The sequence below is a fragment of the Brevundimonas sp. genome (assembly GCF_051858995.1).
In the GTDB taxonomy this organism is placed as follows: Bacteria; Pseudomonadota; Alphaproteobacteria; order Caulobacterales; family Caulobacteraceae; genus Brevundimonas.
Map to the genome: position 1 here is coordinate 232,491 of NZ_JBHYGN010000001.1, position 24,135 is coordinate 256,625.

25 protein-coding genes and 1 pseudogene are annotated in these 24,135 nt (G+C 67.9%); 14 read left to right on the forward strand and 12 right to left on the reverse strand.

The window, feature by feature from the left end; all coding sequences use genetic code 11:
* Position 1: 1 nt before the first annotated feature.
* Together ACTIEF_RS01220 and ACTIEF_RS01225 are read right to left on the reverse strand one after the other, a co-directional pair.
* A complete protein-coding gene (locus ACTIEF_RS01220; protein WP_439470360.1) occupies positions 2–553 on the reverse strand; it encodes a hypothetical protein in 552 nt (183 codons plus the stop codon).
* 186 nt (positions 554–739) lie between these two features.
* Positions 740–2,431, reverse strand: coding sequence for a DNA methyltransferase (locus ACTIEF_RS01225; RefSeq protein WP_439470361.1), 1,692 nt, complete (start codon positions 2,429–2,431; stop codon positions 740–742).
* A 1,196-nt stretch (positions 2,432–3,627) separates the two neighbouring features.
* Here ACTIEF_RS01225 and ACTIEF_RS01230 point away from each other — a divergent pair.
* The 5 genes and pseudogenes from ACTIEF_RS01230 to rplS form a co-directional block, all read left to right on the forward strand.
* A pseudogene (locus tag ACTIEF_RS01230) lies at positions 3,628–4,197 on the forward strand (terminase large subunit domain-containing protein); the annotation flags it as partial.
* Between the two features lie 282 nt (positions 4,198–4,479).
* The gene (locus ACTIEF_RS01235) at positions 4,480–5,358 is read left to right on the forward strand and encodes a hypothetical protein (RefSeq protein WP_439470657.1); all 879 of its coding nucleotides are present in this window, start codon (positions 4,480–4,482) and stop codon (positions 5,356–5,358) included.
* Positions 5,359–5,421: 63 nt separating this feature from the next.
* Complete coding sequence (locus tag ACTIEF_RS01240; protein ID WP_439470362.1) at positions 5,422–6,609, forward strand: NAD(P)/FAD-dependent oxidoreductase; 1,188 nt, start codon at positions 5,422–5,424, stop codon at positions 6,607–6,609.
* Positions 6,610–6,672: 63 nt separating this feature from the next.
* On the forward strand, positions 6,673–7,437 hold the full coding sequence (trmD, locus tag ACTIEF_RS01245) for a tRNA (guanosine(37)-N1)-methyltransferase TrmD (RefSeq protein ID WP_439470363.1): 765 nt from the start codon (positions 6,673–6,675) through the stop codon (positions 7,435–7,437).
* Between the two features lies 1 nt (position 7,438).
* Positions 7,439–7,861, forward strand: a complete 423-nt coding sequence (rplS, locus tag ACTIEF_RS01250) for a 50S ribosomal protein L19 (protein WP_439470364.1) — start codon at positions 7,439–7,441, stop codon at positions 7,859–7,861.
* A 100-nt stretch (positions 7,862–7,961) separates the two neighbouring features.
* Here rplS and ACTIEF_RS01255 read toward each other — a convergent pair whose 3' ends face one another.
* The 6 genes from ACTIEF_RS01255 to ACTIEF_RS01280 all read right to left on the reverse strand — a co-directional run bounded on the left by ACTIEF_RS01255 (position 7,962) and on the right by ACTIEF_RS01280 (position 13,694).
* Positions 7,962–8,261: a hypothetical protein gene (locus tag ACTIEF_RS01255; protein ID WP_439470365.1), complete on the reverse strand. Its 300-nt coding sequence runs from the start codon at positions 8,259–8,261 to the stop codon at positions 7,962–7,964.
* Positions 8,262–8,357: 96 nt separating this feature from the next.
* A complete protein-coding gene (locus ACTIEF_RS01260) occupies positions 8,358–8,843 on the reverse strand; it encodes a PA2169 family four-helix-bundle protein (RefSeq protein WP_439470366.1) in 486 nt (161 codons plus the stop codon).
* Positions 8,844–8,922: 79 nt separating this feature from the next.
* Positions 8,923–9,717 (reverse strand): tryptophan 2,3-dioxygenase, encoded by a 795-nt coding sequence (locus ACTIEF_RS01265; RefSeq protein ID WP_439470367.1) that lies wholly within the window; start codon positions 9,715–9,717, stop codon positions 8,923–8,925.
* 100 nt (positions 9,718–9,817) lie between these two features.
* Positions 9,818–10,186, reverse strand: a complete 369-nt coding sequence (locus ACTIEF_RS01270) for a DUF1318 domain-containing protein (protein WP_439470368.1) — start codon at positions 10,184–10,186, stop codon at positions 9,818–9,820.
* A gap of 14 nt (positions 10,187–10,200) precedes the next feature.
* Complete coding sequence (locus ACTIEF_RS01275) at positions 10,201–10,395, reverse strand: YnbE family lipoprotein (protein WP_439470369.1); 195 nt, start codon at positions 10,393–10,395, stop codon at positions 10,201–10,203.
* 77 nt (positions 10,396–10,472) lie between these two features.
* Entirely contained in the window at positions 10,473–13,694 is a 3,222-nt protein-coding gene (locus ACTIEF_RS01280; RefSeq protein ID WP_439470370.1) for an intermembrane phospholipid transport protein YdbH family protein, read from the reverse strand.
* 409 nt (positions 13,695–14,103) lie between these two features.
* Here ACTIEF_RS01280 and ACTIEF_RS01285 point away from each other — a divergent pair, with 409 nt between their 5' ends.
* The gene (locus ACTIEF_RS01285) at positions 14,104–15,456 is read left to right on the forward strand and encodes a peptidoglycan DD-metalloendopeptidase family protein (protein WP_439470371.1); all 1,353 of its coding nucleotides are present in this window, start codon (positions 14,104–14,106) and stop codon (positions 15,454–15,456) included.
* Positions 15,457–15,640: 184 nt separating this feature from the next.
* The gene (locus ACTIEF_RS01290) at positions 15,641–16,549 is read left to right on the forward strand and encodes an alpha/beta fold hydrolase (RefSeq protein ID WP_439470372.1); all 909 of its coding nucleotides are present in this window, start codon (positions 15,641–15,643) and stop codon (positions 16,547–16,549) included.
* A 134-nt stretch (positions 16,550–16,683) separates the two neighbouring features.
* Here the strand turns inward: ACTIEF_RS01290 and maiA are convergent, their stop codons facing one another.
* Both maiA and ACTIEF_RS01300 read right to left on the reverse strand, forming a co-directional pair.
* A complete protein-coding gene (gene maiA / locus ACTIEF_RS01295) occupies positions 16,684–17,316 on the reverse strand; it encodes a maleylacetoacetate isomerase (protein WP_439470373.1) in 633 nt (210 codons plus the stop codon).
* Entirely contained in the window at positions 17,313–17,963 is a 651-nt protein-coding gene (locus ACTIEF_RS01300; RefSeq protein ID WP_439470374.1) for a fumarylacetoacetate hydrolase family protein, read from the reverse strand. The genes maiA and ACTIEF_RS01300 overlap by 4 nt, the downstream gene beginning before the upstream one ends.
* Positions 17,964–18,167: 204 nt before the next feature.
* On the opposite strand from ACTIEF_RS01300, the gene ACTIEF_RS01305 reads away from it, so the two are divergent.
* The 4 genes from ACTIEF_RS01305 to greA all read left to right on the forward strand — a co-directional run bounded on the left by ACTIEF_RS01305 (position 18,168) and on the right by greA (position 19,789).
* Positions 18,168–18,548, forward strand: a complete 381-nt coding sequence (locus tag ACTIEF_RS01305) for a glycine zipper domain-containing protein (RefSeq protein WP_439470375.1) — start codon at positions 18,168–18,170, stop codon at positions 18,546–18,548.
* 29 nt (positions 18,549–18,577) lie between these two features.
* Positions 18,578–18,952: a hypothetical protein gene (locus ACTIEF_RS01310; RefSeq protein ID WP_439470376.1), complete on the forward strand. Its 375-nt coding sequence runs from the start codon at positions 18,578–18,580 to the stop codon at positions 18,950–18,952.
* Positions 18,953–19,043: 91 nt separating this feature from the next.
* Positions 19,044–19,208, forward strand: coding sequence for a DUF1328 family protein (locus ACTIEF_RS01315; RefSeq protein ID WP_439470377.1), 165 nt, complete (start codon positions 19,044–19,046; stop codon positions 19,206–19,208).
* Positions 19,209–19,312: 104 nt separating this feature from the next.
* On the forward strand, positions 19,313–19,789 hold the full coding sequence (gene greA, locus ACTIEF_RS01320; protein ID WP_439470378.1) for a transcription elongation factor GreA: 477 nt from the start codon (positions 19,313–19,315) through the stop codon (positions 19,787–19,789).
* 3 nt (positions 19,790–19,792) lie between these two features.
* Here greA and ACTIEF_RS01325 read toward each other — a convergent pair whose 3' ends face one another.
* Positions 19,793–20,575 (reverse strand): SDR family oxidoreductase, encoded by a 783-nt coding sequence (locus tag ACTIEF_RS01325; RefSeq protein ID WP_439470379.1) that lies wholly within the window; start codon positions 20,573–20,575, stop codon positions 19,793–19,795.
* Positions 20,575–20,874: a 4a-hydroxytetrahydrobiopterin dehydratase gene (locus ACTIEF_RS01330; RefSeq protein WP_439470380.1), complete on the reverse strand. Its 300-nt coding sequence runs from the start codon at positions 20,872–20,874 to the stop codon at positions 20,575–20,577. The genes ACTIEF_RS01325 and ACTIEF_RS01330 overlap by 1 nt, the downstream gene beginning before the upstream one ends.
* A 120-nt stretch (positions 20,875–20,994) precedes the next feature.
* On the opposite strand from ACTIEF_RS01330, the gene ACTIEF_RS01335 reads away from it, so the two are divergent.
* From ACTIEF_RS01335 to ubiB, 3 genes are all read left to right on the forward strand, one after another.
* Positions 20,995–21,699, forward strand: a complete 705-nt coding sequence (locus tag ACTIEF_RS01335; RefSeq protein ID WP_439470381.1) for a Crp/Fnr family transcriptional regulator — start codon at positions 20,995–20,997, stop codon at positions 21,697–21,699.
* A 61-nt stretch (positions 21,700–21,760) separates the two neighbouring features.
* Positions 21,761–22,540 carry a class I SAM-dependent methyltransferase gene (locus ACTIEF_RS01340; protein WP_439470382.1) on the forward strand — a complete coding sequence of 260 codons (780 nt, stop codon included), beginning with the start codon at positions 21,761–21,763 and terminating at the stop codon, positions 22,538–22,540.
* A complete protein-coding gene (gene ubiB / locus ACTIEF_RS01345) occupies positions 22,528–24,129 on the forward strand; it encodes a 2-polyprenylphenol 6-hydroxylase (RefSeq protein ID WP_439470383.1) in 1,602 nt (533 codons plus the stop codon). Before ACTIEF_RS01340 ends, ubiB begins: the two co-directional genes overlap by 13 nt.
* Positions 24,130–24,135 lie beyond the last annotated feature (6 nt).

Consider the following 24,135-nt stretch of genomic DNA (forward strand, 5'->3'; position numbering starts at 1 on the left):
TTTATTCCTCCAGATCCAGTAGGATGTATTCGGTAAGCTGACCGACTTTCATCGATTCCTTGTTAGATCGTATCTGCCTTTTCGTTATCAGAACAAATGTTACGCCCTCGCTAGACTCTACTTTGTAGAAATGCCACCCAAACAGTCCCAGCAGCGGATTGAAATGATAATTGTATCCGGTAGCAGTTATAAGGACAAATATCAAAGCAGTTGGCACCCAGAACTCCCACTCAAGAGACCTAAACTGCGATGTAAAAAGCGGCATCACATATAGAAGCAAGAATGCAGTATTCTCGTGATCTGCCGCCTCTATAGATTGGGCTCTGAAATCGGTGGCTGAAAGAGACGCCTTTGCTGCTCCGGTAACCAGCAAGCAGATCACCATTAGTGAAACGCTCACGGCTGCTATTATGAAGGCAGCCTTATGCATGTCTTGGATGTAAGCTACCCATGCATAAGTGAAGCCCACAGGAGCCAACGCGGTCGCGGTTAGCAACACACGTGCGCCGACGTTGATCGCGCGCGATTTTGCTCGCTTTGACCAGCTCGTCATAACCCCCTCCCCATCCAACAGAATCCTATCTTAGGGTTGCGATCAATGTCGCAAGGATAATTGAGCGCTGTCATTTGCTGTCCTCCAATCACCAAATAAGTGGCAACGGAGACCGAACAAACCAAGAACAATCTATCCAGACCTCGATCCCATACGACCATTTTTGACGCACGGCCTTGTTCGTCGTCAGCCGACGAGAAGTTTGGGATCAAGCACCACGCCGTCCTCCGCAACAGGGCGGCTATACCGATGGCCCTCAAATGCGAAGGTGAAGCTGAGTTGGTTGGTGCGCTTCGCTTTGGCCTGTTTCGGAGGACGAAGAAGTGCCGCGGGGGCCGGTACAGGAAGGCGGGGACGCCTCCCCTCAAACAGATCGCTCATCGGAGCTAATTGCAGCTTGGGGAACTCTCCGTGCGTAGTTCGCGCCACGCCAGCCGAGAGAGCAGCATTGATCGCGTCTCGACTGGGATCCGCCAACGAAACCAAGACGCCCATGTCCGCCCCTTGTTGGTCGACCACCGCACGGAGCTCACGAACCGCATCAACCCCAAGCGCCTTCCCGCCCTTTACCGACACGATAATCCGACCAACGCCACGTGGCCCGTTTAAGAAGAGGATTTCGCCGTCCACCCCGCCATCGGGGCCTTTCTTTCTATCGCGATAGCGCTGCGCACCGATGACATCGCAGGCCCACCACTGGAACTGATATTTGTTTCGGCTGGCAAGAGCCGCAGCGTCCGCAAGGTCTTGAGGACGACCATCAATTTCGACAGCCAAATCCTCAAACGATGCAGAAAGCCGCTCGCTAATCAACTTAACTGCGTAGTTTGTGACATCGATGCCTACCCATCCACGTCCGAGTTTCTCGGCGGCGTGAACCGTAGTCCCGCATCCACAGAACGGATCAAGGATCGTGTCGCCTGGAGCGCTTGAGGCTCGTATAATCCGTTCGAGGAGGGCGAGCGGTTTCTGGGTCGGATAACCAAGCCGCTCCTTTGCTGACTGGTTAAGCCTATCGATGTCCGTCCAGACGTCGCCGATTGTCACCAACCGCGCCGCTGGGTCAAAAGGATCTTCAGCGCGTCTTCGTGGAAAGCCTCCATTCGAAGGCCAATGGATTAGGCCCTGAAGATCGAGGGCGTCGCGCTCCGCCTCGTTTTGTCCCCAGTGACGCCCAAAGCGCGACGGATCAAATCCACGCCATTCTCGGCCGCTTTCTCCATCCTTGGTTCGTCCAGGACCGGTCAGTTCATAAGTTTGGTATTTTCGGCCGTCGAGCCCAGTGATCAGGGTGTGAGGTATTCGATTGATATCACCCGGTCCCGTCTGCGTGCTGAAACGGAACCTGTCTGATTTTGTATAAAATAGAATTACGTCATGGAGCGCTGGCCATTTTCCTTTCGTGCCTCGAGCATTGGTGCGTTTCCAGACTATCTCACTTTTGAATGAGGTCGGACCAAAAATGGCATCAAGCATCATCTTGAGGTAATGGCTCGCCGCCGGATCACAGTGAAGATAAAGACTGCCCGTGTCTTTCAAAACTCTATGAAGTTCTATTAGACGCACTGTCATCATGACCAAGTAGGCCATGGTGTCGCTCTCTTGCATCCAATGGCGCAATGAACCGACTAGCCGAGCTGGAGCTCCGCCGTAGGCAACAATCTCACGAAAGGCTGTTTCAGCGCTGGAGCCCCACCGCCACGTATCTTCGAACGCTAGCGCTTGAGCCCCGGCAGCCAATCCGTCGGATGATCGGAACAACAGATTGTAGTCAGTCTTCGAGTTGAACGGCGGATCTAGATATATGAGATCAACCGAGCCGTCGGCGACTCGCTCCCGGAGGATGTCGAGATTGTCGCCAAAGAACAACTTACGCATGGTGCCCCCGCCAAATCACTCGTTATGATAGCAGGTTATCCACAGAGATGTGTTAACTGGGAGAACGTCGCTCTTTGGCAACCCGTTGGTTTGCTGACTGGCAAGTTGGGGACCCAGCGGAAGGATTTGGGGGAGCGGCAAGGCAATTTTCACCGCTTCGCGGCCGCCTCCCCGCAAGTGGGGAGGAGAAGGGACGACCAAAGATACCGCGAGAGTTAATGTTCAACCCGCATATTGGCCCCCGCCAAGCCGCTGATGCGGCGGCGCTTTTCTGATTGTCAGAGCCTTATTCCTGGCCGGGTTTCCCGCGCCCGTAAAATGGCGGGATGACCAGACACTCCAATTCCAAACATGACGACGACGCGTGGCGGGCCTGGTTCGGGCGCTGGCATGCGGGGGAGACCGCGCTGGCGCTGGTCCGGGAGGCGCGGGTGTCGATGGACACCTGGAACGCCAATGCGCGGCGGCTGGGGATGCAGATCCGGGACCTGCCGCCGGATCATCCGAAGCGGCGGGCGCCCGCGTTCGGGGAACGGCCTGCGGACTATCGGCATCGCAACAGCCTGCTGACCGAGGGGCAATGGGCGGCGCTGTTCGCGAAACGGGCGGCGGGGGCGCCGGACCGGGTGCTGTCCCTCGAATACGGGGTGCATCCGGCGACGATCTGCACCCAGGCGAAGAAGCGCGGGTTGCGGCGGGAGGATTTGGGGATGGGGGCGAAGGGCCCCTCCGTCTCGCCCGCGAGACGGGCGAGCCGCCTCCCCGCGGGCGGGGAGGAGACGTTGGCCGTCTCTGCTGACGGAGCCGCCCCCTCCACCCCCCGGGCTGAGACGCCCGGGCGGTCCGCCTCCCCATCGCTGCGCGACGGAGAGGAGATGATGGGGGCCGGGTCGCTGAGCCCTTCCCACCCGCTCGCCGATGGCGAGCACCCTCCCCGGGGCGGGGAGGGAGAGGCGCCAGTGCGTGAGCCAGCGCCCCTCCACCCTGCTTCGCCGATGGCTACGCAGGGTCCCCCTCCCCCCTTGGGGGAGGAACTCAAGGGCATTGCGCTGGCCGGGTTGGGGGTCTCGATTTCGCCCGAGGATTGGGTCGGGACGCAGGCCAGTTTTGATCGGGCGGTGCAGCGGGCCGGTCTGGTGGGGAATCTGGCGCGGGTGGTGGCGCTGTGTGACGCGAAGATGAGCGTGAAACGGGCGATGTTCTCTGATCCCGGGGGCTATCGCCCTTCGGGCTACTTGAGCCCCCGAACCCCCACGGGGGCCGAGAGCCCCTCCACCCTGCTTCGCCCCGCGGGCTTCGCAGGGTCCCCCTCCCCATCGCTGCGCGACGGGGAGGAGACATCGGCGCTTTCTGTAGCCCCGATTGAACTGCGTCCGGCGCAGAGGGCGCCGGAGGGGGAGTGGGGGACGTGGCTGTTCCTGGGCGGGCGCGGGGCGGGCAAGACGCTGGCGGGGGCGATGTGGCTGGCGGACATGGCCGAGCGCGTTGGGCCCGGCGGACGGCTGGCGCTGATCGGGCCGACGCTGCACGACGTGCGCGAGGTGATGATCGAGGGGGTGTCGGGGCTGTGCTCGCTGCCGCGCTGGAACGGTGGGGCGAAGCCGGTGTTCGAGATTTCGCGGCGGCGGCTGGTGTTTCCGAACGGGGCGGTGGCCCAGGTCTTCTCGGCCGAGGACCCGGACTCGCTGCGCGGGCCGCAGTTCTCGGCGGCGTGGGCGGATGAATTTTGTGCGTGGCGGAATGGGGGTGAGGTGCTGGCTCTCTTACGCATGGGCTTACGTCTGGCTTTGCCAGCCGTAAGCAGCGCTAACGCTCGGCTCGCGGGGGCGAGCGGCTTGAGCGCGGAGGGCGCTGTGCCTGACAGAACGGCTCCCTTCCCCCTCGAGGGGGGAAGGGTCGGGGATGGGGGTGGAGGCAGTGAGGTTGAAGGTGAAGCGCGGGAGGCTGGTTCGGGGGACGAGGCCTCAGGCGCTTCGCCTTTGAAGACCGAGCGCGCACCCCCACCCCGACCCTCCCCCCTCCGCCAACGGGAGGGAGGACATCCTCTATTGTGCATCACCACCACGCCCCGTCCGACGGCGGCGCTTCGGACCCTGAGGGCCGAGGCCTCCTGCGTGGAGACCCATGCGGGGACGGCGGACAATGCGGCGCATCTGTCGCCGGGGTTTCTGGCCGGGCTGGAGGCGCTGTACGGCGGGACGAAGCGGGCGGCGCAGGAGATCGAGGGGAAGGTGGTCGAGAACGACGGGGCTCTCTTTACCGCGGAGATGCTCGCGCAAGCGCGCTCGCATCCCGCCGGGGCCTACCGCCCTTCGGGCTACTTGAGGCCCCGGACCCCGGATGCGCCATCATCGGCTGACACCCCCTCGGCGCCCGTCAAATACGACCGGGTGGTGGTGGCCATCGATCCGACGACGACGGCGGGCGGGAACGCCTGCGGGATCATCGTGGCCGGGCGGATCGGGGATCGGGCCGAGGTGCTGGCGGATCGGTCCAAGGCGGGGCTGAGCCCCGGCGGCTGGGCGCGGCGGACCATGGCGGCGGCGGCCGAGTTCAGGGCGACGCGGATCGTGGCCGAGGTCAATCAGGGCGGAGAGATGGTCAAGGCGGTGCTGGAGGCGCAGGGCTGCACCGTGCGGGTGCGCGAGGTGCGGGCGACGAAGGGCAAGCGGGTGCGGGCCGAGCCGGTGGCGGCGCTGTACGAACAGGGGCGGGTGACGCACCGGGGCGACTTCGCGGCGCTGGAGGAGGAGCTGATGGCCTTCGGCGGCGAGGATGAGGGGGCGTATGACCTGGACCGGGCCGACGCCCTGGTGTGGGCGATCACCGACCTGCTGATCGACAAGGCCGGGACGGCGACGCCGCCGCGGATGTTCGCCTTTGACTGGGCGCCGACGCGGATCGGATTGTCCAACAGGGCTTGGTGAGGGCGCTAACGCTCGCGACGCGGTCGCTCGCTGCTTGAGCGCGGAGCGTGGTAGGGGGAGCGGATGAAACCCTCTGAAGTGGATGTGCTGATCGTCGGCGCCGGCGCGGCCGGGATGATGTGCGCGATCGAGGCCGGGCGGCGGGGGCGGTCCGTGCGGGTGGTCGACCATGCGCGGAACCCGGGGGAGAAGATCCGCATCTCGGGCGGCGGGCGCTGCAACTTCACCAATACGGGGACGGGGCCGGCGAATTTCCTCGGCGAGAACCCGCGCTTCGCCACCTCGGCGCTCAAGCGGTTCACGCAACACGACTTCATCAAACGCGTCGATAAGGCGGGCATCGCCTGGCACGAGAAGACGCTTGGGCAGCTGTTCTGTGACGACAGCGCCAGGCAGATCGTCCGCATGCTGACGGACGGGATGCGCGAGGCGGGCGTGGTCCTGTCGATGGGGCTGGCGGTGGACCGGATCGGGCGCACCGGCGCGGGCTTCGAGGCGGCGCTGTCGGACGGGAGCGTGGTGCGGGCGTCGTCGCTGGTGCTGGCCACCGGCGGCAAGTCGATCCCCAAGATGGGGGCCACCGGCTGGGCCTATGAGACGGCGCGGGGCTTCGGGCTGAGGATCACCGAGACGCGGCCGGCGCTGGTGCCGCTGACCTTCGAGCCGGGCCTGCTGGAGAAGCTGGCGCCGCTGGCCGGGCTGTCGGTGGAGGCGGTGGTGAGCCATGGCAAGACCAGCTTCGAAGAAGGCCTGTTGTTCACCCACCGGGGCCTGTCGGGGCCGTCGATCCTGCAGATCAGCTCCTACTGGCGCGAGGGCGAGGCGATCACGGTGCAGATGGCGCCGGGCGAGGACGTCTATGCCCGGCTGAAGGCTGCCAAGGAGGAGAACGGCAAGCAGATGGTGCACACGGCCTTGGGCCACATCGTCCCGCGCCGCCTGGCCGAGAGCGTCTGCGAGCGCGAGGGGGTGAGGGGCAAGCTGGCCGAGGTCGGCGACAAGGTCCTGCGTCGTCTGGACGAGGCGGTGAACGGCTGGACCGTGAAGCCGGTGGGCTCGGAAGGCTATCGCACCGCCGAGGTGACCCTGGGCGGGATCGCCACCGACGAACTCGACCAGCAGACGATGGAGGCGAAGGCGGTCCCCGGCCTGTTCGTCATCGGCGAGGCGGCGGACGTCACCGGCTGGCTGGGCGGCTATAATTTCCAGTGGGCCTGGTCGTCGGGCTGGGCGGCGGGGCAACATTGTTGAGTGCGCTAGCGCTCGCGGCGCGGCCGCTCGCTGCTTGAGCGCGGATGAGGTATAGGCGCCGCAATGACCGCCCGCCCGCCGTTCACCGCCACTGTCCTGACCATGTTTCCGGAAGCGTTTCCGGGGCCGCTCGGCGTGTCGCTGATCGGGACGGCGTGGCGCGAGAAGGGGCTCTGGAGCCTTGAAACGCTTGACATCCGGGCGTTCTCCGACGATAGGCGCGGCTTCCTGGACGACACCCCCGCGGGTGGCGGCTCAGGAGCTGTGCTTAAAGCGGACGTCGTGGCCCGGGCGGTGGATAGCCTTTCGGGACCGAAGCGGCCGCTTTTGTACATGAGCGCCCGGGGTCGGCCCCTGACCCAGGCGCGGGTGAAGGAATGGGCCAAGGCGGACGGCATCGTCGTCCTCTGCGGTCGTTTCGAGGGGGTGGATCAGCGGGTGCTCGACGCGCGTGGGTTCGAGGAGGTCTCGGTCGGAGACGCGGTTCTCGCCGGTGGCGAGGCGGCGGCGATGGTCGCGATCGAGGCGTGCGTAAGACTGATCCCCGGAGTGCTCGGCGCGGCGGAAAGCCTGTCGTCCGAGAGTTTCGAGGACGGGCTTCTGGAATATCCGCAGTACACGCGACCGCGGACGTTCGAGGGGCAGGAGATCCCGGAGGTCCTGTTGTCGGGCGACCATAGAAAGGTCGCTCAGTGGCGTCAGGAGCAGCGGGAGATCACGACGCGGGAACGGCGACCCGACCTTTGGGCCGCCCACACCGCGAAGGACGAACGCGGAGCTTGCTCCGCCAATTCACAGCTAAAGGGCGCAAAAGCCCGAGGAGAATAGAATGAACATCCTTCAGACCCTGGCGGCCGAAGAGAAGGCCCGTCTGATCGAAACCCGCGCGATCCCCGACTTCCAGCCGGGCGACACCCTGCGCGTCAACGTGAAGATCAAGGAAGGCGAGCGCGAGCGCGTTCAGGCCTTCGAAGGCGTCTGCATCGCCCGCGCCGGCGGCGGCGTGAACGAGAACTTCACCGTCCGTAAGATTTCCTTCGGCGAGGGCGTCGAGCGCGTCTTCCCGATCCTGTCGCCGAACATCGAGTCGATCGAAGTGAAGCGCCGCGGCGTCGTGCGTCGCGCCAAGCTGTATTACCTGCGCGACCGTCGCGGTAAGTCGGCCCGTATCGCCGAAAAGCAAACCGTCCGCGCGCCGAAGGTGGCCGTGCCGGAAACCGGCAAGGCGGACGCTGCCGACACCGAAGCCTAAGCCGCTTCAACGGTTCGAAATGACGAAGGCCCCGGTGGAAACGCCGGGGCCTTTTTCATGCGCGGCGCGGGCCCGACGCACCGGGTTGGCAGGAGCGACCTTACCGCCAGCGCCGGTAAACAAGGCGTCGCAGGACGGCGCAAAGAAGCCCCGCAGCCAATAGACAGATCGCCAAGGGCCTGGCCCAAGGGTGCCCGACCCCACGATCGCCAACGAGCACGACAAAGCCAAGTGGCGCGGCCGTAATCCCCCACGCCAAGGCAAGCTCACCGCGTGAGAGTTCATGTGCGGCGACCGAGTCCGCGAGCGGAACCTGTTCCCGGCGCAGAAAGAAGAAGCCGAAACCGGACATAACAGCCACTGCCAGAACCACCGCAAGTGACGAAAGCAGCTTGAGCATCAGTCCCCCGCATCATAGCCGACGCCCACGGCCGCCGGTCAGGCGCGGGAAGCTGGACCTTGCCCATTGCGATAGCAAGGTCGAGGGCGTCGCCCCCTACCTCGGGAACAGCCCGCTGTTCGCGTCCCGCTGGCCCTCGAGGCTGTGTTTCAGGCCGCTGAGCGCGTCGTGATCATGGCGCAGGCGGGTCCAGGCGCGGCGGATGGTTTCGCGGGTGGTGGCGGAGATGGTGGTGTCGTCCATTGCCTTCTCAAACCGAGCGCGCAGATGGTCCTCGGCGCTTTCGACAGCGCCGACCACGGTCAGTTCGTCGCGCAGCAGGGCGTGCTTCACATCGGTGAAGGCGCGCTGGGCCTTGGCGAGGAAGGAGCCGTCGACGTCAGGCTCGCCGCCGAGGCCCCGGACGTCGTCGACAAGGGTCTGCGCGATCTGGCGGCGCTCGCCCTCGCGGCGGGCGAACAGGTCGCGATGGCCCGGATCGGCGGTTTCACCCACGGCGTCATGATAGCCGTCGGCGCTGTCGATGAGGGCGCGGATCAGGCCGTTGAGAACCTGGATGTCGTGGCGGTTGGCGTTGGGCATGGCGGTCACTCCGGGGAGAGACCTGTAAAGCGTATGCCTGCGGCGAAGGTTTCCGGCGGATGTGGTTTACACGCGAACGTCAGAGCTTCGTGCGCAGGGACCAGAGTTCCGGGAAGCAGCGGCGCTGGAGCGTTTCGGTCAGATAGCCGACCCCGTCGGTGCCGCCGGTGCCGCGACGACGGCCGATGATGCGCTCGACCGTGACCACATGCTTGTGACGCCAGGTCAGCAGGGCGTCGTCCAGATCCACCAGCTTCTCGGCCAGTTGATAGAGGGGCCACCAGCGCTCGGTGTCGCGATAGACCTCCAGCCAGGCCGCCTCGACGGCCTCGGACGGCTCATAGGGACTGGACACGTCGCGGGTCAGGACCTCGGTCGGGACCGGCAGGCCGGCCCTGGCCAGCTGGGCCAGGGCGTCGTCATAGAGGCTGGGGGCGTCGATGGCGGCCTTGAGGGCGGCGTGGGCCTCGGGCCGGTCTTCGTGGAAGCGCAGGAAGCGGTCGTCCTTGAGGCCCAGGGCGGATTCAAAACGGCGGAACTGGTCACTCTGGAAGCCGGAGGATGAGCCCAGCGAGCCGCGGAAGCGCAGGTAGTCGGCGGGGGTCATGGTCGCCAGGATATCCCAGCTGAGCGTCATGACGGTCTGGATGCGGCTGACCCGGGCCAGCGACTTGTAGGCGGGGACCAGATCGCCCGCGCGGACCAGCGACTGGGCCAGGGCCACCTCGTGCAGGATCTGCTTGAGCCACAGTTCCTTGGTCTGGTGGATGATGACGAAGAGCATTTCGTCATGCTGGTCGGACAATGGGTGCTGGGCGGCCAGCAGGTCATCGAGGGCCAGATAGCTGGCGTAGGTGATCGGCGCGTCGGTCATGCGGACCGTATCGCGCGATGAGGGGGGCGGCTCAAGGGGCCGGATTGTCCAAGGGGCTCAGGTCCCCCTCCCCGTCGGGGAGGGAGAACCGGAACTCAGATCAGCGCTGAACCCACTGGCCCTGGGCGTTGCGGTACCACTGGCCCGAGCTGATGCGGGGCAGCAGCTGGGTTTCGAACATGCGGGCTCCGGCGTCCGCCGCAGTGGCCCCGCCGCCGGCTTCGGCGGCCGAGCTGGCGTAGGCGGCGCGACGGCCCGAGTTGGTCGCCTGGACGGCGGCGGTCAGGGCGGCGTCGGACGAGGGGACGCGGAAGCCGACGTAGCCGTCAGCCTGTTCGCCCACGGTGCCAGCGGCCTTGGCGGCGTCGATCAGCGCCTTTTGCTGGCTGGTCTGGGCGAAGGCCGCGCCCGCGGCCACGCCGAGGGCCGCGACGGCGGCGACCATGACGAAGACTTTGCGGAAGGACATGGCGGACTTTCCCATCAGAACAGGTTCGGGTTTTCGGCCAGGAGGTTCTGAAGCTCCCGGTCGAGGCGGACGCGGATGTCGGCGTCCAGACGTGCGTTGATCGTGATCGGATCGACCTGCAGCCGGACGGTCGGCGTGCAGGCGGCGGCGCCGATGGCGGCGGCCATCAGGCCGAGCGCGGCGACGGTTCTGCGTTTCGTCCGGGACATGAAGGACACTCCGATTGATCCGCGACGACTAAACGCGAACGAGGGTGAACGGGTTCTGAACAGCGAAGGCGGCGTGATCAAGGCACAGCTTCGGCATCGGGCGCCGTTACGTCGATCTGGCCGTTGCGGGCGCGGTCCAGCGCCATCAGGTCGCTGACCAGCTGGTTCAGGTTCACCGAGGTGTCGAGCGTCAGGTCGATGCCCGTGTTGGACGGCAGGGGCAGTTCGCGATTGAGGAACTGACGGCTGATGAACTCGGCCAGCGGGATGCGCAGTTCCTGCCGCTGGGGCGGGTCGTGGCGGCCGCGAATATGGAAGATCACGCCGAGCCGGCCCTGATCCTCGCTGTCCACCTGAGCGGACAGGACGTCGAAGGCCAGGTTCTCCATCGCCTGATAGGCCAGGTCCTGGACAGTGTTGGGCGGCAGGGCCTCGCCGCCGCCCTGGGCCTCCAGCCCGGTCAGGGCGGCGCGGGGGATGGACAGGCGGCCCGGCTGGACGGCCTGAACCTGACCGCCGACGATGCGGACGCCGTCGGTGGGGTTCCAGCTGAACGGCAGACGGCCCGAGACCACGGCGTCGAGGCTGACCTTGTCGCCGAAGCCGGCGCTCTTGATGATCTCACCCAGCTGGACGGTCTCCAGCACGATGACGCCGGTGAAGCCCTGACGGATGTCCAGCGGAATGGACAGGGGCTCGACCCGCACCGTGCCGCCCGCGACGCTGAGGTCCGCGCCCTCGATCGACAGGGCCGCCTTGTCGAGGCCGAAGACCAGATCGATGTCAGTCAGGGGGGCGACGGATTCCAGCAGGTCGGCATGCAGGGTCTGGCCGGGGGCGGCGACCAGAGGGGTAAGGCTGGTGAAGTCGACCGCGCCGCGCAGCCCCTTCACCGGCCCGGCGGGGCTGGTGAAGTCCAGGCCCGGGACGGTCAGGCGGCCGCTGCTGGTCCCTTCGGTGTCTGCGCGCCAGTCGACGCGGCCGGTGAAGCCGACGGAACCGACAGCCGGGGAGCCGACGATGTCGCCGGCCAACGGGCTGAGGTCGGACGGCTGCAGCCCCCCCTCGGCGAAGGTGATCGAGGGGGCGTCGATGATGATCCCGCCGACGCCCGTCTTGCCATCGTGGTTCAGGGTCAGGCGGCCGAGGGTGGTTTCCCCGTGCGACAGGTCGAAGGCGCCGGTCCAGACATCACCCGACAGACGAGCCGAGCCGACGGCAGCCATCGGGTTGAAACGGGCCGGGCTGGTGGCGTCGACCACGGTGGCGCGGCTGATCTGGGCGACCATGCCGACGCCGCGAGGGCCGCCGGTGGCCGCCAGCAGGCCCTCGGCGTCCTGGAAATGCAGGGCGAGGAAGGGCGCCGAGGCCTTGACCTCGCGCAGGGCGCCGTCGGCCCGCCAGGCGCCGTCGCGCACTTCGAACAGGGGACGACCGGCGGGGCAGAAGCGGCCCGAGAGGTCGGTGACGTCGTTCTCATCCAGCTCGAGCCGTTCGACGGTCAGGGGGACGCAGTCCGTGGTGGTGTAGGTCAGGCGACCGCCGGCGGAGGCCAGCTCGCCGCGGGTCTGGAGCGCGATACCGCGGGCGAGGCCGAAGTCCAGGGCGGCGCGACCGTCGAGGGTGGCGGTGAAGCCGTCCGGCGTCAGCGACCAGCGCGGAATCTCGAAGGCCGCTTCGGGCAGGCCCTTGCCGCGCGTGGCGGTCAGGCGGAGGGTGCCGCCGCCGCGTTCGCCCCGCGCCGCGCTGAACAGGGGACCGGCAGCGGGGTTGAGGGTCAGGACGCCGCCGTTGGCAGGGGTCAGGGTGGCGGGCCGATCCAGCGTCAGGCGCGTGCCGGTGTCGCCGGTGGACAGGGTGAAGGCGGGGATGTTGACCGCGAAGGCCGACAGGGCGCGCTTCATCTCGGCCAGTTCGGGGATGTCGTCACGAGCGGGAGCGCCGAACAGGGGCCAGGCGCCGCGCGCCGAGCGCAGCCCGCCCCGAGCGTCGATCCGCAGGGCGCCGTCCGAGACCAGATCCAGTTGCGCCGAACCCTGGACCCCGCCCAGCGACAGGTCGTCCATGGCCAGCCGGTCGGCGGCGAGGCTGAGCGGACTCTGGGCCTCAAAGGCCGCGCCGCGCCCGCCGGCGATCAGGCGCGAGGCGGTCAGGCGAACGCCCGCGCCCTCGAACCCGGCGCCGGAGAAGCGGGCGGCGGTCAGGTCGGCGGGACCCTCGACCCGCCAGCCGATCCCCTTGCCGTCACGGTCCAGCACGGTGGCGGCGTCGGTCAGGCGCAGGCGCGCCCCCTGCCCGGCCACGGCGCCGTCCATCCGCTCGGCGCGGAGGTCGGCGGTGGTGCGACCGTCGATGCGGAAGGTCTCGATCCAGCCCGCCGTGCTCCCATCGAAGGTCAGATCGGCGGCGACGCCCTGGGCGGCGCTGTCGCCCGCCGCCAGACGATCAGCGGAGAGAGCCAGCTGCAGGCGGGCGCGACCGTCGCCGCGCCGGGTCTTGAGGTCCGGATAGGGCAGGTCGCCGGTCAGGATCAGACGCGCGCCCCGGCCTTCGACGCCCTGTCCCTGAACCCCGGCGATGCGGGCGGAGTCGGCGGCGGCGGCCACGCGCAGCGACACCCGGTCGCCGACGGTGGTCAGATCGACCGAGGCGGTCAGGCCCCGGGCGTCGAGGCGGTCGCCGCTGCGCAGGGCGGTCGTGGGCATCTGCGCGACGAGGCGCATCAGCTTGCCGTCCTCGATCCGGGCGTCGCCCTGGATGTCGGCGGGGCCGTAGTCGGTGTCGAGGCTGACGCGCCCGCGCTCGACCAGCACCACGGGCGAGCGGCTGTCGGGGCTGGGCGGACGGCCGGTGAACTGGTCGATCAGCGGGTCCAGCGAACCGAAGGAGACCTTGCCGCCGCGCAGGCTGACGCGGGCGACGGGGCGCAGCAGGCGGATGCGGGTGGGCGTGACGCCCATGCCGTGCTCGGACCAGGGCACGCCGATGGCGTAGTCGACCTCGACCCGCTCGACGGTGACGTCGGGGTTCTTCGGATCGCCGATGCGGACGCGGGCGACGACGCCGTCCAGCTCGACCCGTTCAATGTCCACATCCGCCGGGACGCCCTGGCGCTCCAGCCAGCCGACCAGCACCTGCCGGGTGACGGCGCGGCGGTTCAGCCAGGTCAGGGCGGCGACCACCGCCAGGAAGCACAGAAGAACGCCGACGATCACGAGGATGCGGCGGACGGCCGACCCGGCGCGGCGCGGGGCCGGACGCGGAGACTGACCTGAGGCGGGGGAGACCGTGTCACTCATGCCCTTCGTCCTTTAGCGGCACAAGCGGCGGGGCGGAAAGAGCGATGAACAAACTCACGCGCGCCTTGAGCAATTAACCCGTGTCGCGAGCGCCACAGGATAGTGACCTGAGAGCCACTTTGAATGCAGACAGAGTCAGCGGGAGAGACCTGCGACATCGCGCCATGAATAGCGGTCAGATGCTGTGTGAATACTGTGGCGCTGAACTCCGATCACCTCACCGCTCACGCAAGCTTTACCCGCGACTACGGCTCCGGTTAACGGCTTGTAACGATCCACCTTCCCATGATGGCACAGACGGGCTATATGGCTCGCCTCGCGCTCGACGGCTCCTTCGGGGGACAGTCCGGCGCGATCCTTGCTTTCAGTGGCTTTGGCGCCGCCCGGCGTCGTCGTTTCTCGGGGACCGATGGCTCAGTTCGATCCACGTCGCCAGCCGATGCGCATCGCGCCGCACGCCCTCACGGCTGTGGCTGCTGTCTCGGTGGCGCTGCTTGCCGGTCGTGTGTACCAACCCGCGAAAGCGGAAGAGGCTCCGCCTCTCTCTCAAATTGAAATTGCCCAGCTGGAGGCCCAGGCCTTCGCCGCCGGCGGCACGCCCGCGGGCCTGACCGCGCCGGAAGCCATCCCGGTGCAGATTCGCAAGGGCGAGACCTTCGAACAGGCCGTACGCCGCACGGGCATCGCGCCGGAAGAGGCCTCGGCCGTCGCCGCCACTCTGTCCAACGCCATGGACGTCTCGTCGATGCGCGCCGGGCAGCGGTTCGAAACCGCCATCGCCAAGCCGCGCGGCGGTCGGGGCGACGCCCGCCTGATCGGCCTGACCATGCGGACCGGCCCGGCCAGCCAGCTGACCGTGTCGCGCAGCTTCGACGGCGCCCTGCGCCTGCGCGCGCTGGAAGAGAAGGTGACCCACGAGACCGTGGTCCTGAACGGCAAGGTCGAGGGCTCGCTGTCCCGCACCGCCCGCCGCGAAGGGGCTCCGGCCGCCATCGCCCGCGTCGCCGGCCGCCTGTTCTCGCACAAGTTCGACATGGACCGGGACATCAAGTCGGACGACGAGTTCACCTATGTCTTCGACCGCACGGTCACCGAAAACGGCCGCACCATCGATTCCGGCGAGCTGCTGTACGCCCAGCTGAAAGGCGTGACCTTCTATCGCTTCCAGCCCGCCGGCGCCCGTGAGGCCCAGTATTTCGACGCCACCGGCAAGAACACCCGGTCGGCCTTCATGCGCACCCCGCTGGAGCGTGGATTCCGCATCTCGTCGTCGTTCGGCTTCCGCCGTCACCCGATCGCGGGCTTCCGCAAGATGCACCAGGGCATCGACTTCGCCGCGGGCATGGGCACGCCGGTCGTGGCCCCCGCCGACGGCGTGGTCGTCGAGGCCCGCCGCTGGGGCGGCTATGGCAACTGGTTGCGCATCCGTCACCCGAACGGTCTTGAGACCGGCTACGGCCACCTGTCGCGCTACGGTTCGGGCATTCGCGCCGGTCAACGCGTCCGTCAGGGCCAGGTCGTCGCCTACGTCGGTTCGACCGGCGCCTCGACCGGCCCGCACCTGCACTATGAAATCTGGCGCGGCGGCCAGCGGATCAATCCGGCCGGCGTGCGCACCGAGGAAGGCACCGTTCTAGCGGGCGCCGACCTGGCCGCCTTCCGCGCCGAGAAGGCCCGCATCGACCGCATCATCGCCTCGGGCGGCGAGCGTCGCTCGGGCGCCCCGGCCATGGCCGGCGGCCTGCGCCCCGCGCGCACCTGAAGCGACTGAAGACACCCCACTGAACCGTCACCCCCAGGCTTGACCCGAGGGCCTGATCGTCCGCGAACTGTGCCTTTCCGGCGGCCACGCGGCGCACGACGTCTGATCCTCGGGTCAGGCCCGAGGATGACGGCGGGAGGGTGCGTTTCATCATGGCGCCGCAATCGCCCCGGAAAACGGGGGGATGCAGGCGAGGCGCGACATCCTGATCGGCATGGCTCTGGCGACGGGGGCTCTGGCGACGGGGGCTCTGGCGAGCCTCGCCCCCGCGGCGTGGGCGCAGACAGGCTTCGCCTCGCGCCGGATCACGGTGGAGACGCGGGGGCAGGGGCCGGACGTGATCCTGATTCCCGGCCTGGCCTCGACGGCGGCGGTGTGGCGCTCGACCGCCGACCGGATGGCGGGGAAATATCGGCTGCATCTGGTCTCGGTGCGCGGCTTCGGCGAGCTGGCGGCGCAGGCCAACGGCGAAGGCGCGGTGTTGAGCGCGGTGGCGGGAGAGGTGTTGCGCTACATCACCGAAAGCCGACTGAGCCAGCCCGCGATCATCGGCCATTCAATGGGCGGCCAGATCGGCCTGCGCGTCGCCTCGGACTGGCCCTGGGCGGTCGGGCGGCTGATGACGGTGGATTCCTCACCCTTCTTCGCGGCCCTGATCAGCCCGCGGGCGACGGTGCGTGACGTCGAGCCCATCGCCCAGGTGGCCTATCAGGCGATCCAGTTCCTCGGCGACGAGGCCCTGCGCACGCGGGGCCGCGAGATGGGGGTCGAGCTTGGCGGGGCCACCGACGCCCTGTTCGGCACCATCGGCTGGCAGGGCGGCGACCGGCAGATGCTGGCCCAGTCCCTGTATGAGGTGATGACGGTGGACCTGCGCCCGCGCCTGTCCCGGATCACCTCGCCGGTGACCGTGGTCTATGGCTGGAGCCCCGACCGCAACTCGCCACGCGGCCACGCCGACGATCTGTTCCGCGGCGCCTACGCCCGACTGGCGCGCCCGGCGACCTTCGAACGCATCGAGGGCGCCGAGCATATGGTGATGATCGACCAGCCCCGGCGGTTCATGGCGGCGGTGGATCGGTTCATGGGGTGAGGCGTGGAGGCGTGAAAAGTGAGTGGTGAGTAGTGAGTAGTCGATAGCGGCGGCGGGAGTGATCGCGGTCACTCAGGTGCTGACCTCTTCTCAGCCTTTCCACTCACTACTCACCATTCACTTTTCACCCAAGGTCACCCCGCGTCCGGCTGATTGTCCGGATGCGCCGCCACGAAGGCCGGGTGGGTCCTCGCCGCTTCGTCGATGGCCAGCAGGCCCGGGAAGGCGTCGAGGGCCACGTTGAAGCGGGCCGCCGAATAGATCTGCGGGATCAGGTAGCAGTCGGCCAGGGTCGGGGCGTCGCCATAGCTCCAGCCAGCGCCGTGGCGGGCGACCAACGCTTCCAGCGCCTCGAAGCCGGGGAGGATCCAGCGGGCGGCCCAGGCGTCGACGGCCGCCTGGTCGGCGCCGAAGCCTTCGCGCAGAGCCTTGCCGACGCGCAGATTGTTCAGCGGATGGATGTCACAGCCGATCAGGGCGGCCATGGCGCGGACGTGGGCCCGACCGATGGCGTCGGACGGCAGCAGGGCGGGCGTCGGATGCGTCTCTTCCAGCCATTCGAGGATGGCCGGGCTCTGGGTCAGGACAGCGCCGTCCACCTCAAGCGCCGGGACCATGCCCTGCGGGTTCAGCGCGACATAGGCCGGGTCCTTCTGGGCGCCGATGCGCAGGTCGTGGCCCTGCTGTTCGTAGGACAGGCCCTTCAGCGCCAGGGCGATGCGGGTGCGATAGGCGGCGCCCGAACGCCAGTAGCCGTGCAGGATCATCGCGCCGCCACCGTGAAGCTGAGGGCCGGAAGGCCGCCGATGGTCGCCTCGACCCGGTCACCGGGAACCACCGGACCGACGCCCTCGGGCGTGCCGGTGAAGATCAGATCGCCCGCCTGCACGTCCCAGAGCTCGCGGGCCTTGGCGAGGATCTCGTCCGGGCTCCAGATCATGTCGTCCAGACGGCCCGACTGACGCGCCTCGCCGTTGACGGTCAGTGCGATGGGGGCGGCGGGGTCCGGCAGGGCGCCCGGCGCCAAGGCGGCGCAGGGGGCGGACTGGTCGAAGCCCTTGGCGGCGTCCCACGGACGGCCCGCCTTCTTGGCCTCGGCCTGCAGATCGCGGCGGGTCAGATCGCAGCCGACCGCCCAGCCGAAGATGCCGTCCGGCCCGACGGCGCAGACCAGTTCGACCTCATGGTGCAGATTCTGTGTGGCGGTCGGATAAACGGGATCAGCCCCGTCCGTGACCAGCGCGTCACCGGGCTTGCTGAAGAAGAAGGGATCGGCCCGCTCATGGTGGCCCATCTCGCGCGCATGGGCGGCGTAGTTCTGACCCACGCAGAGGATGCGCCGCACCGGGAAGCGGGCGTCGCTGTCCTTGATCGGGAGCGAGGGCGTGGGGGCGGGGGGGAAGAGAAAGGACATGAGAGGGAGTAGGGCTCAGGAATTAGGAATTAGGAAGGGACGGCGTAGCCGATGGCCACGGCGCGATCTCACTAATTCCTAATTCCTAAGCCCTACTGCCTGCCTTCCGCCATGCTGTACCGCGGGAACCGTGACGTCAGAGTGGCGTTCCGGCTCAGGGTTCTCTATTTAAACCGTCAAGCTTGACCAAACGGAGCGCGCATCATGGCGACGACCAAGGCGGCCCGCGCCGCAGTTAAGAACGATCTGAACACGCTGAAGGACGATCTGAAGGTCCTCGGGACCGAGGAAAAAGCCGCCCTGCGCGAGAAGGCGGCCGTCGCCGACGCCCGCATCCGCGCCAAGGCCGCCGAGGCCGAGGCTCAGCTGCGTGAACAGGCCGGCGTGCTGCGCGAACGCGCCCGCGGCTACTATGACGAGGCCCGCGTGAAGGGCCGCGAGTATTATGATGATGCGTCGGAGCGCTTCGACGAAGCCCAGCGCTATCTGACCGAACGTGTCCAGGAACGTCCGATCCAGTCGACCGCCATCGCGCTCGGTGTCGGCGTCGTGCTCGGCCTGCTGCTCGCCGGTCGCCGCCGCTGATGTTCGGCGGGGGGCTGGCCAGGGGTCTGGTGAAGAAAGCCGTCGCGGCCGCCGTGGCGGCTGGGGCGGCGCTGGTCGCTGTCCTCTTCCTGGGCGTATCGATCTTTTATGCGCTGGCGCTGGTGGTTCCGGCGCTGGCCGCCGCAGCGATCACCTTCCTGCTGTTCGCCCTGATCGCCGCCATCGTCGCGCTGATCTTCCTGCGCGGCGAAGGCGAGGATGAGGACGAGGAAGCAGAGCCGACCGGCCTGGGCGAACGCGCCTTCATGCTGTTCCGCGAGCGTCCGATCCTGGGCACTGCGGCGGCTCTGGCCGGCGGCTGGATTTTCCTGCGAAATCCGGCGCTTGCGAGCCTCGTGGCGGCGGCGGTCACCGAGAAATCCCATACCGGAAGACGCCGCTAGGCGGGAACCGCATGGCTTCCTGACAGTTGCTTAGACAGGTGCGGCGACGAGCCGTTCCGTCTTTGAACAACCGCTCTGGAAGGAACCGCTCATGCTTCGCTGGGCCCTGATCTTTCTCGTGCTCGCCGTTGTCGCCGGTCTGCTCGGCGCCGGCGGTGTCGCGGGTATCTCGATGAACATCGCCTATGTGCTGTTCGTCGTTTTCCTGATCCTGCTCGTGGTGAACTTCATCATGGGTCGAGGGAAACGGATTTAGCGTCCCGTCACTCGACGATCGCAAAAAGGGCCGTGGTTTTGCGACCACGGCCTTTTTTCTGTCCGGTGGACCCCGCCGCCGGATATCGCCATAGCAGAGGGACCATGAGCGTCGCCTTCACCCGCGAGGAAGATCTGGAGGCGACCGCCGCCGATCTTCCCGACCGTCCGATCTCCCCCCACCCGAACCTCGTCACGCCCAATGGGCTGGCGATGATCGAGGCCGCGCTGGCGGAGGCGCGGGCGGCCTATGCGGCGGCGCAGGCGGCGGGGTCGATCGAGACCGACCGGACGCCGATGGCCCGGGCGGCCCGGGACCTGCGATACTGGTCAGCGCGCCGCGCTTCGGCCCAGTTGGTCGAGACGGAGGCGGACGGCCGGGTGCGTTTCGGCGGCTCGATGACCATCGAGCGCGAGGACGGGCGCACCCAGACCTGGGCGATCACGGGCGAGGATGAGGCCGATCCGGCGGCGGGTTCGGTCAGCCACGTCTCGCCGCTGGCCCGCGCCCTGATCGGCAAACGGGTCGGCGACGAGGCCATGGTCGCGGGCCAGTCGGTCGAGGTGACCGCCGTCGACTGACGGCTATTGGGCGAGCATGCCGCCGTCGATAACGAACTCGGTGCCGGTGACGAATTTGGACTCGTCGGAGGCCAGATAGACCACCGCATAGGCCACGTCGTCCGGCTCGCCGATGCGCTTCAGCGGGATGCCGCGCGCCAGGCGCTCATGCGCCTTGCCCTCGTCGCCCCCGGCCATGGCCACGAAGGGATCGAGGATCGGGGTCTTGATGAAGACGGGGTGCACCGAGTTGCAGCGGACGTTCCAGTCCATCTTGGCCGCCTCGAGCGCGATGGTCTTGGTGTACATCCAGACGCCAGCCTTGGTGGCGTTATAGGCGCCCATGCCCGGGGCGGCGGCGAGGCCCGCCACAGAGGAAATATTGATGATCGAGGCCGGGGCCGCCTCGCGCAGGCGCGGCATGGCGTGCTTGGTCCCCAGCATGATGGAGCGCAGGTTGATCTCATACTGGCGCTGCCAGTTCTCGACCGTGTCCTGCTCGACGAAGGCCAGCGGCCCGCCGATGCCCGCATTGTTGACCAGCACCGACAGGCCGCCCATCGCCTGCGTCGCCGCGTCGATGGTGGCGATCCACTGATCCTCGGAGGTCACGTCCTGCGCGAAGGCGAAGGCGCTGCCCGGATGGTCTGCGTTGATGGCGTCGGCGAGCGCCTGGGCGCCCTCCAGATTGACGTCGGTGACCGCGACCTTGGCCCCCTCGCGGGCCAGCATATGGGCCATGGCCGTGCCCAGGCCGCCCGCGGCGCCGGTGATCAGGATCTTCTTGTTCGAGACGCGTCCCGCCATCACTTCGCTCCCATCGCAGCGGCGGCTTCGTCGATGAAGCGCGCCATGTCGGTATCCCGCTGGGTCACCCCGCCCGCGTCGTGGGTGGTCAGCAGGACCTCGACCCGGTTGTAGACATTGGACCATTCCGGATGGTGGTCGACCTTGTCCGCCAGCAGGGCGACGCGGGTCATGAAGCCGAAGGCGGCGTTGAAGTCGGCGAAGGTCAGCGACCGGGCGATGGCCGGACGTTCGTCCTCGGCCTTTCGCCAGTGAGGCAGGCCCTTCAGGGCTTCCGCGACGTCAATCTGTTCCGGCATCGTTCCCTCCGTTTTTTCCGGCGTAACCCGCCCCGAGCGCGGCCACAAGCGACCAGACCTCAGGAACGAGTCGCGAAGCTTTGGCGTTACCGAGCGTCGCCATTCCGACAGGAGGACGTCATGGATAATCTTTGGATCACCGCCCTGCCGGCGGCCGACCGTAAACGGATTGAACCCCATCTGACCGAACGCCCGTTCGCCCAGGGCCAGATGCTGTATGACGCCGGCGAAGCGCTGGGCGAGGTCTGGTTCCCGCTGACCGGCGTGGTGTCTCTGATGACCGTGCTGTCCGAGGACCACATGGTCGAGACCGCCGCTATCGGGCGCGAGGGTCTAGTCGGGGTCACCTGCGGTCCGCTGAACGCCCGCGCCTCGAGCCGCGCCATCGCCCAGCTGGAGGGCTCGGCCGCCTGCTGCCCGTCTGACATCTTCTCCGACGCCCTGAGCCAGAGTCAGGAGATGCGCGAGGCCCTGTCCCGGTTCACCGAAAGCCTGTTCGCCCAGGTGCAGCAGACCGCCGCCTGCAACGCCCAGCACCGGCTGGACGAGCGGCTGGCGCGCTGGCTGCTGACCCTGCATGACCGGTCGGAGGGTGACCGCTTCAACCTGACCCAGGCCGACATCGCGGGCATGCTGGGCGTGCGTCGCGCCACCGTGTCGGAGGTCGGGGCCGAGATCGAGGGCAAGGGCCTGATCCGGCGCGGTCGGGGCTGGGTCGAGGTGCTGGACCGCCCCGGTCTGGAGAAGGCCTCGTGCGGTTGCTACGGCCTGATCTCAGGCGTGATGAAGGACCTGGGCGTGCCGAGGCCGAACCCTCAGAACTGATCACGCAGCTGCGGCCACACAGACGGATGACGCGGCCCCGGCGAAGGGGTAGAGCGTCAGCATGACCGACGCCTCTCCTCCTCCGTCCGGCAAAACCTCCTCCTTCGGCTTCCGTGATGTCGACGCGAAGGAGAAGGTGCGCATGGTGCGCGGCGTGTTCGACTCGGTGGCGTCGAACTACGACCTGATGAACGACCTGATGAGCGCCGGCGTGCACCGGCTCTGGAAGGATGCGGCGGCGGCCAAGCTGAACCCGCGTCCGGGCGAGACCATCCTGGACGTGGCGGGCGGCACCGGCGACATGTCGCGGCGCTATTCGAAGATGGCGCGCGCGGCCCAGCTGCGCATGGGCGGCGACGACGCCAAGGTCATCGTGCTGGACTACAACGCCGAGATGATCATGGCCGGCGTGAATAAGGGCGGCGAGCCCGAGATGAGCTGGACCGTCGGCGACGCCATGGGCCTGCCGCTGCCGGACGCCTCGATGGACGCCTATTCGATCAGCTTCGGCATCCGCAATGTCGCCGACGTCCCGCAGGCCCTGCGCGAGGCGCGCCGGGTGCTGAAGCCGGGCGGCCGCTTCCTGTGCCTGGAGTTCTCGCGCCCGATCGCCGGGCCGATCCGAAAGGCCTATGACGCCTGGTCCTTCCACGCCATTCCGCGCATCGGCGGCTGGGTGGCCAAGGATCGCGACAGCTACCAGTACCTGGTCGAGAGCATCCGCCGCTTCCCCGACCAGCCGACCTTCAAGCGGATGATCGAGGAGGCGGGCTTCAGCCGCGTCACCGTGACCAATCTGTCGGGCGGCGTGGCGGCCATCCACCACGGGTGGGCGATCTGAGTACGAGGATCGATCCGGGCACGCCTCCGCCGCCGCCGGCTGACCTGCCGGTGCGCGACCCTGTGGGCGCAACCTTCCGCCTGCTGGGCTGGCTGGGCGTTCTGATCCGGCACGACGCCCTGGCGCCGCGCGAGATCACCCCCCTGCTGCCCGTCTGGGCGCGCTGGATCGCCCATCTGCTGCACGTCTTCGCCGGGCGCGAGGGCCGCGAGGGCCGTCCGGGCCAGCGGCTGGGCAAGGCGTTCGAACATCTGGGGCCGGTAGCCATCAAGCTGGGCCAGGTGCTGGCCACCCGCGCCGACATTTTCGGCGTCGAGTTCGCCCGCGATCTGGGCCGTCTGAAAGACGCCCTGCCGCCCTTCCCGCTGGATCAGGCGCGGCGCGAGGTCGAGCGGTCGCTGGGCCGTCCGGTCGAGGCCCTGTTCACCGAGTTCGGCCCTGCCGTCGCCGCCGCCTCGCTGGCGCAGGCGCATCCGGCCAAGCTGGCCGACGGCCGCAAGGTGGCGGTGAAGATCCTGCGGCCCGGCGTCGAACGACGCGTGGCGCAGGGACTGGACTCGATGCGGCTGGCCGCCCGGCTGGCGGTGAAATTCGTACCCCTGGCCCGGCGGCTGGAGCCCTCGGCCTTCGTCGAGACCATCGCCCGCGCCCTGACGCTGGAGCTGGACATGCGGCTGGAGGCCGCCGCCGCGTCCGAGCTGAAGGAGATTATGGCCAAGCCGGACCCGCAGGATCTGACCGGCCATATGGACGCCCCCGCGGTCATCTGGGACGGGGTCGGCAAGCGGGTGCTGACGCTGGAGTGGGCCACGGGCCTGCCCCTGACCGATCCGAACGCCGCCCTGCAGCCGGGGCTGGACGTCAATCAGCTGGCCGACAACGTCGTGCGGTCCTTCCTGTCGCAGGCGCTGGACCACGGAGCGTTCCACGCCGACCTGCACGAGGGCAATCTGTTCTGCCACGCCCCGGCGGAGCTGACGGCCATCGACTTCGGCATCGTCGGGCGGCTGGGGCCGGCGGAGCGGCGCTATCTGGCCGAGATCCTGTGGGGCTTCATCAGCCGCGACTATGACCGCATCGCCCGCGTCCATTTCGAGGCCGGCTATGTGCCCAAGGAGCATTCGGTCGAGGCCTTCGCCCAGGCCCTGCGCGCGGTCGGCGAGCCGGTGATCGGCAAGCAGGCGTCGCAGGTGTCGATGGGCCGCCTGCTGGGCCAGCTGTTCGAGATCACCGACCTGTTCGACATGCACCTGCGGCCCGAGCTGATCCTGCTGCAGAAGACCATGGTCTCGGTCGAGGGGGTGGCGCGTCGCCTGAACCCGGACCACGACCTGTGGGCCGCCGCCCAGCCGGTGGTCGAGCGCTGGATCCGGCGTGAGCTGGGTCCGCAGGCCCAGGTTCGAGACGCCCTTGAAGAGTTGCGCGCGACCCTGAAGGCCCTGTCGAAACTGGCGCAGAACCCGCCGCAGGCGCAGACCGTTATCGTGCGCGAGGCCCGGGCGCCCGTCTGGGTCATCGTCTGTGTCACCCTTGCAATCTGCGCCTCGACGGCCGCCCTTGTTCTGTCGCTTTGGCCCGCCATCGTCTGAGCCGCC

Excerpts from the sequence above, each read along its gene's own strand:
- ACTIEF_RS01220 (WP_439470360.1), bottom strand. The coding sequence starts at position 553 with ATGACGAGCTGGTCAAAGCGAGCAAAATCGCGCGCGATCAACGTCGGC.
- ACTIEF_RS01240 (WP_439470362.1), top strand. The coding sequence starts at position 5,422 with ATGAAACCCTCTGAAGTGGATGTGCTGATCGTCGGCGCCGGCGCGGCC.
- rplS (WP_439470364.1), top strand. The coding sequence starts at position 7,439 with ATGAACATCCTTCAGACCCTGGCGGCCGAAGAGAAGGCCCGTCTGATC.
- ACTIEF_RS01280 (WP_439470370.1), bottom strand. The coding sequence starts at position 13,694 with ATGAGTGACACGGTCTCCCCCGCCTCAGGTCAGTCTCCGCGTCCGGCC.
- ACTIEF_RS01305 (WP_439470375.1), top strand. The coding sequence starts at position 18,168 with ATGGCGACGACCAAGGCGGCCCGCGCCGCAGTTAAGAACGATCTGAAC.
- ACTIEF_RS01335 (WP_439470381.1), top strand. The coding sequence starts at position 20,995 with ATGGATAATCTTTGGATCACCGCCCTGCCGGCGGCCGACCGTAAACGG.
- ACTIEF_RS01330 (WP_439470380.1), bottom strand. The coding sequence starts at position 20,874 with ATGCCGGAACAGATTGACGTCGCGGAAGCCCTGAAGGGCCTGCCTCAC.
- ACTIEF_RS01225 (WP_439470361.1), bottom strand. The coding sequence starts at position 2,431 with ATGCGTAAGTTGTTCTTTGGCGACAATCTCGACATCCTCCGGGAGCGA.
- ACTIEF_RS01265 (WP_439470367.1), bottom strand. The coding sequence starts at position 9,717 with ATGACCGACGCGCCGATCACCTACGCCAGCTATCTGGCCCTCGATGAC.
- trmD (WP_439470363.1), top strand. The coding sequence starts at position 6,673 with ATGACCGCCCGCCCGCCGTTCACCGCCACTGTCCTGACCATGTTTCCG.
- ACTIEF_RS01270 (WP_439470368.1), bottom strand. The coding sequence starts at position 10,186 with ATGTCCTTCCGCAAAGTCTTCGTCATGGTCGCCGCCGTCGCGGCCCTC.
- ACTIEF_RS01290 (WP_439470372.1), top strand. The coding sequence starts at position 15,641 with ATGCAGGCGAGGCGCGACATCCTGATCGGCATGGCTCTGGCGACGGGG.
- ACTIEF_RS01300 (WP_439470374.1), bottom strand. The coding sequence starts at position 17,963 with ATGTCCTTTCTCTTCCCCCCCGCCCCCACGCCCTCGCTCCCGATCAAG.
- ACTIEF_RS01285 (WP_439470371.1), top strand. The coding sequence starts at position 14,104 with ATGGCTCAGTTCGATCCACGTCGCCAGCCGATGCGCATCGCGCCGCAC.
- ACTIEF_RS01255 (WP_439470365.1), bottom strand. The coding sequence starts at position 8,261 with ATGCTCAAGCTGCTTTCGTCACTTGCGGTGGTTCTGGCAGTGGCTGTT.
- ACTIEF_RS01340 (WP_439470382.1), top strand. The coding sequence starts at position 21,761 with ATGACCGACGCCTCTCCTCCTCCGTCCGGCAAAACCTCCTCCTTCGGC.
- ACTIEF_RS01275 (WP_439470369.1), bottom strand. The coding sequence starts at position 10,395 with ATGTCCCGGACGAAACGCAGAACCGTCGCCGCGCTCGGCCTGATGGCC.
- ACTIEF_RS01325 (WP_439470379.1), bottom strand. The coding sequence starts at position 20,575 with ATGGCGGGACGCGTCTCGAACAAGAAGATCCTGATCACCGGCGCCGCG.
- ACTIEF_RS01315 (WP_439470377.1), top strand. The coding sequence starts at position 19,044 with ATGCTTCGCTGGGCCCTGATCTTTCTCGTGCTCGCCGTTGTCGCCGGT.
- greA (WP_439470378.1), top strand. The coding sequence starts at position 19,313 with ATGAGCGTCGCCTTCACCCGCGAGGAAGATCTGGAGGCGACCGCCGCC.
- maiA (WP_439470373.1), bottom strand. The coding sequence starts at position 17,316 with ATGATCCTGCACGGCTACTGGCGTTCGGGCGCCGCCTATCGCACCCGC.
- ACTIEF_RS01260 (WP_439470366.1), bottom strand. The coding sequence starts at position 8,843 with ATGCCCAACGCCAACCGCCACGACATCCAGGTTCTCAACGGCCTGATC.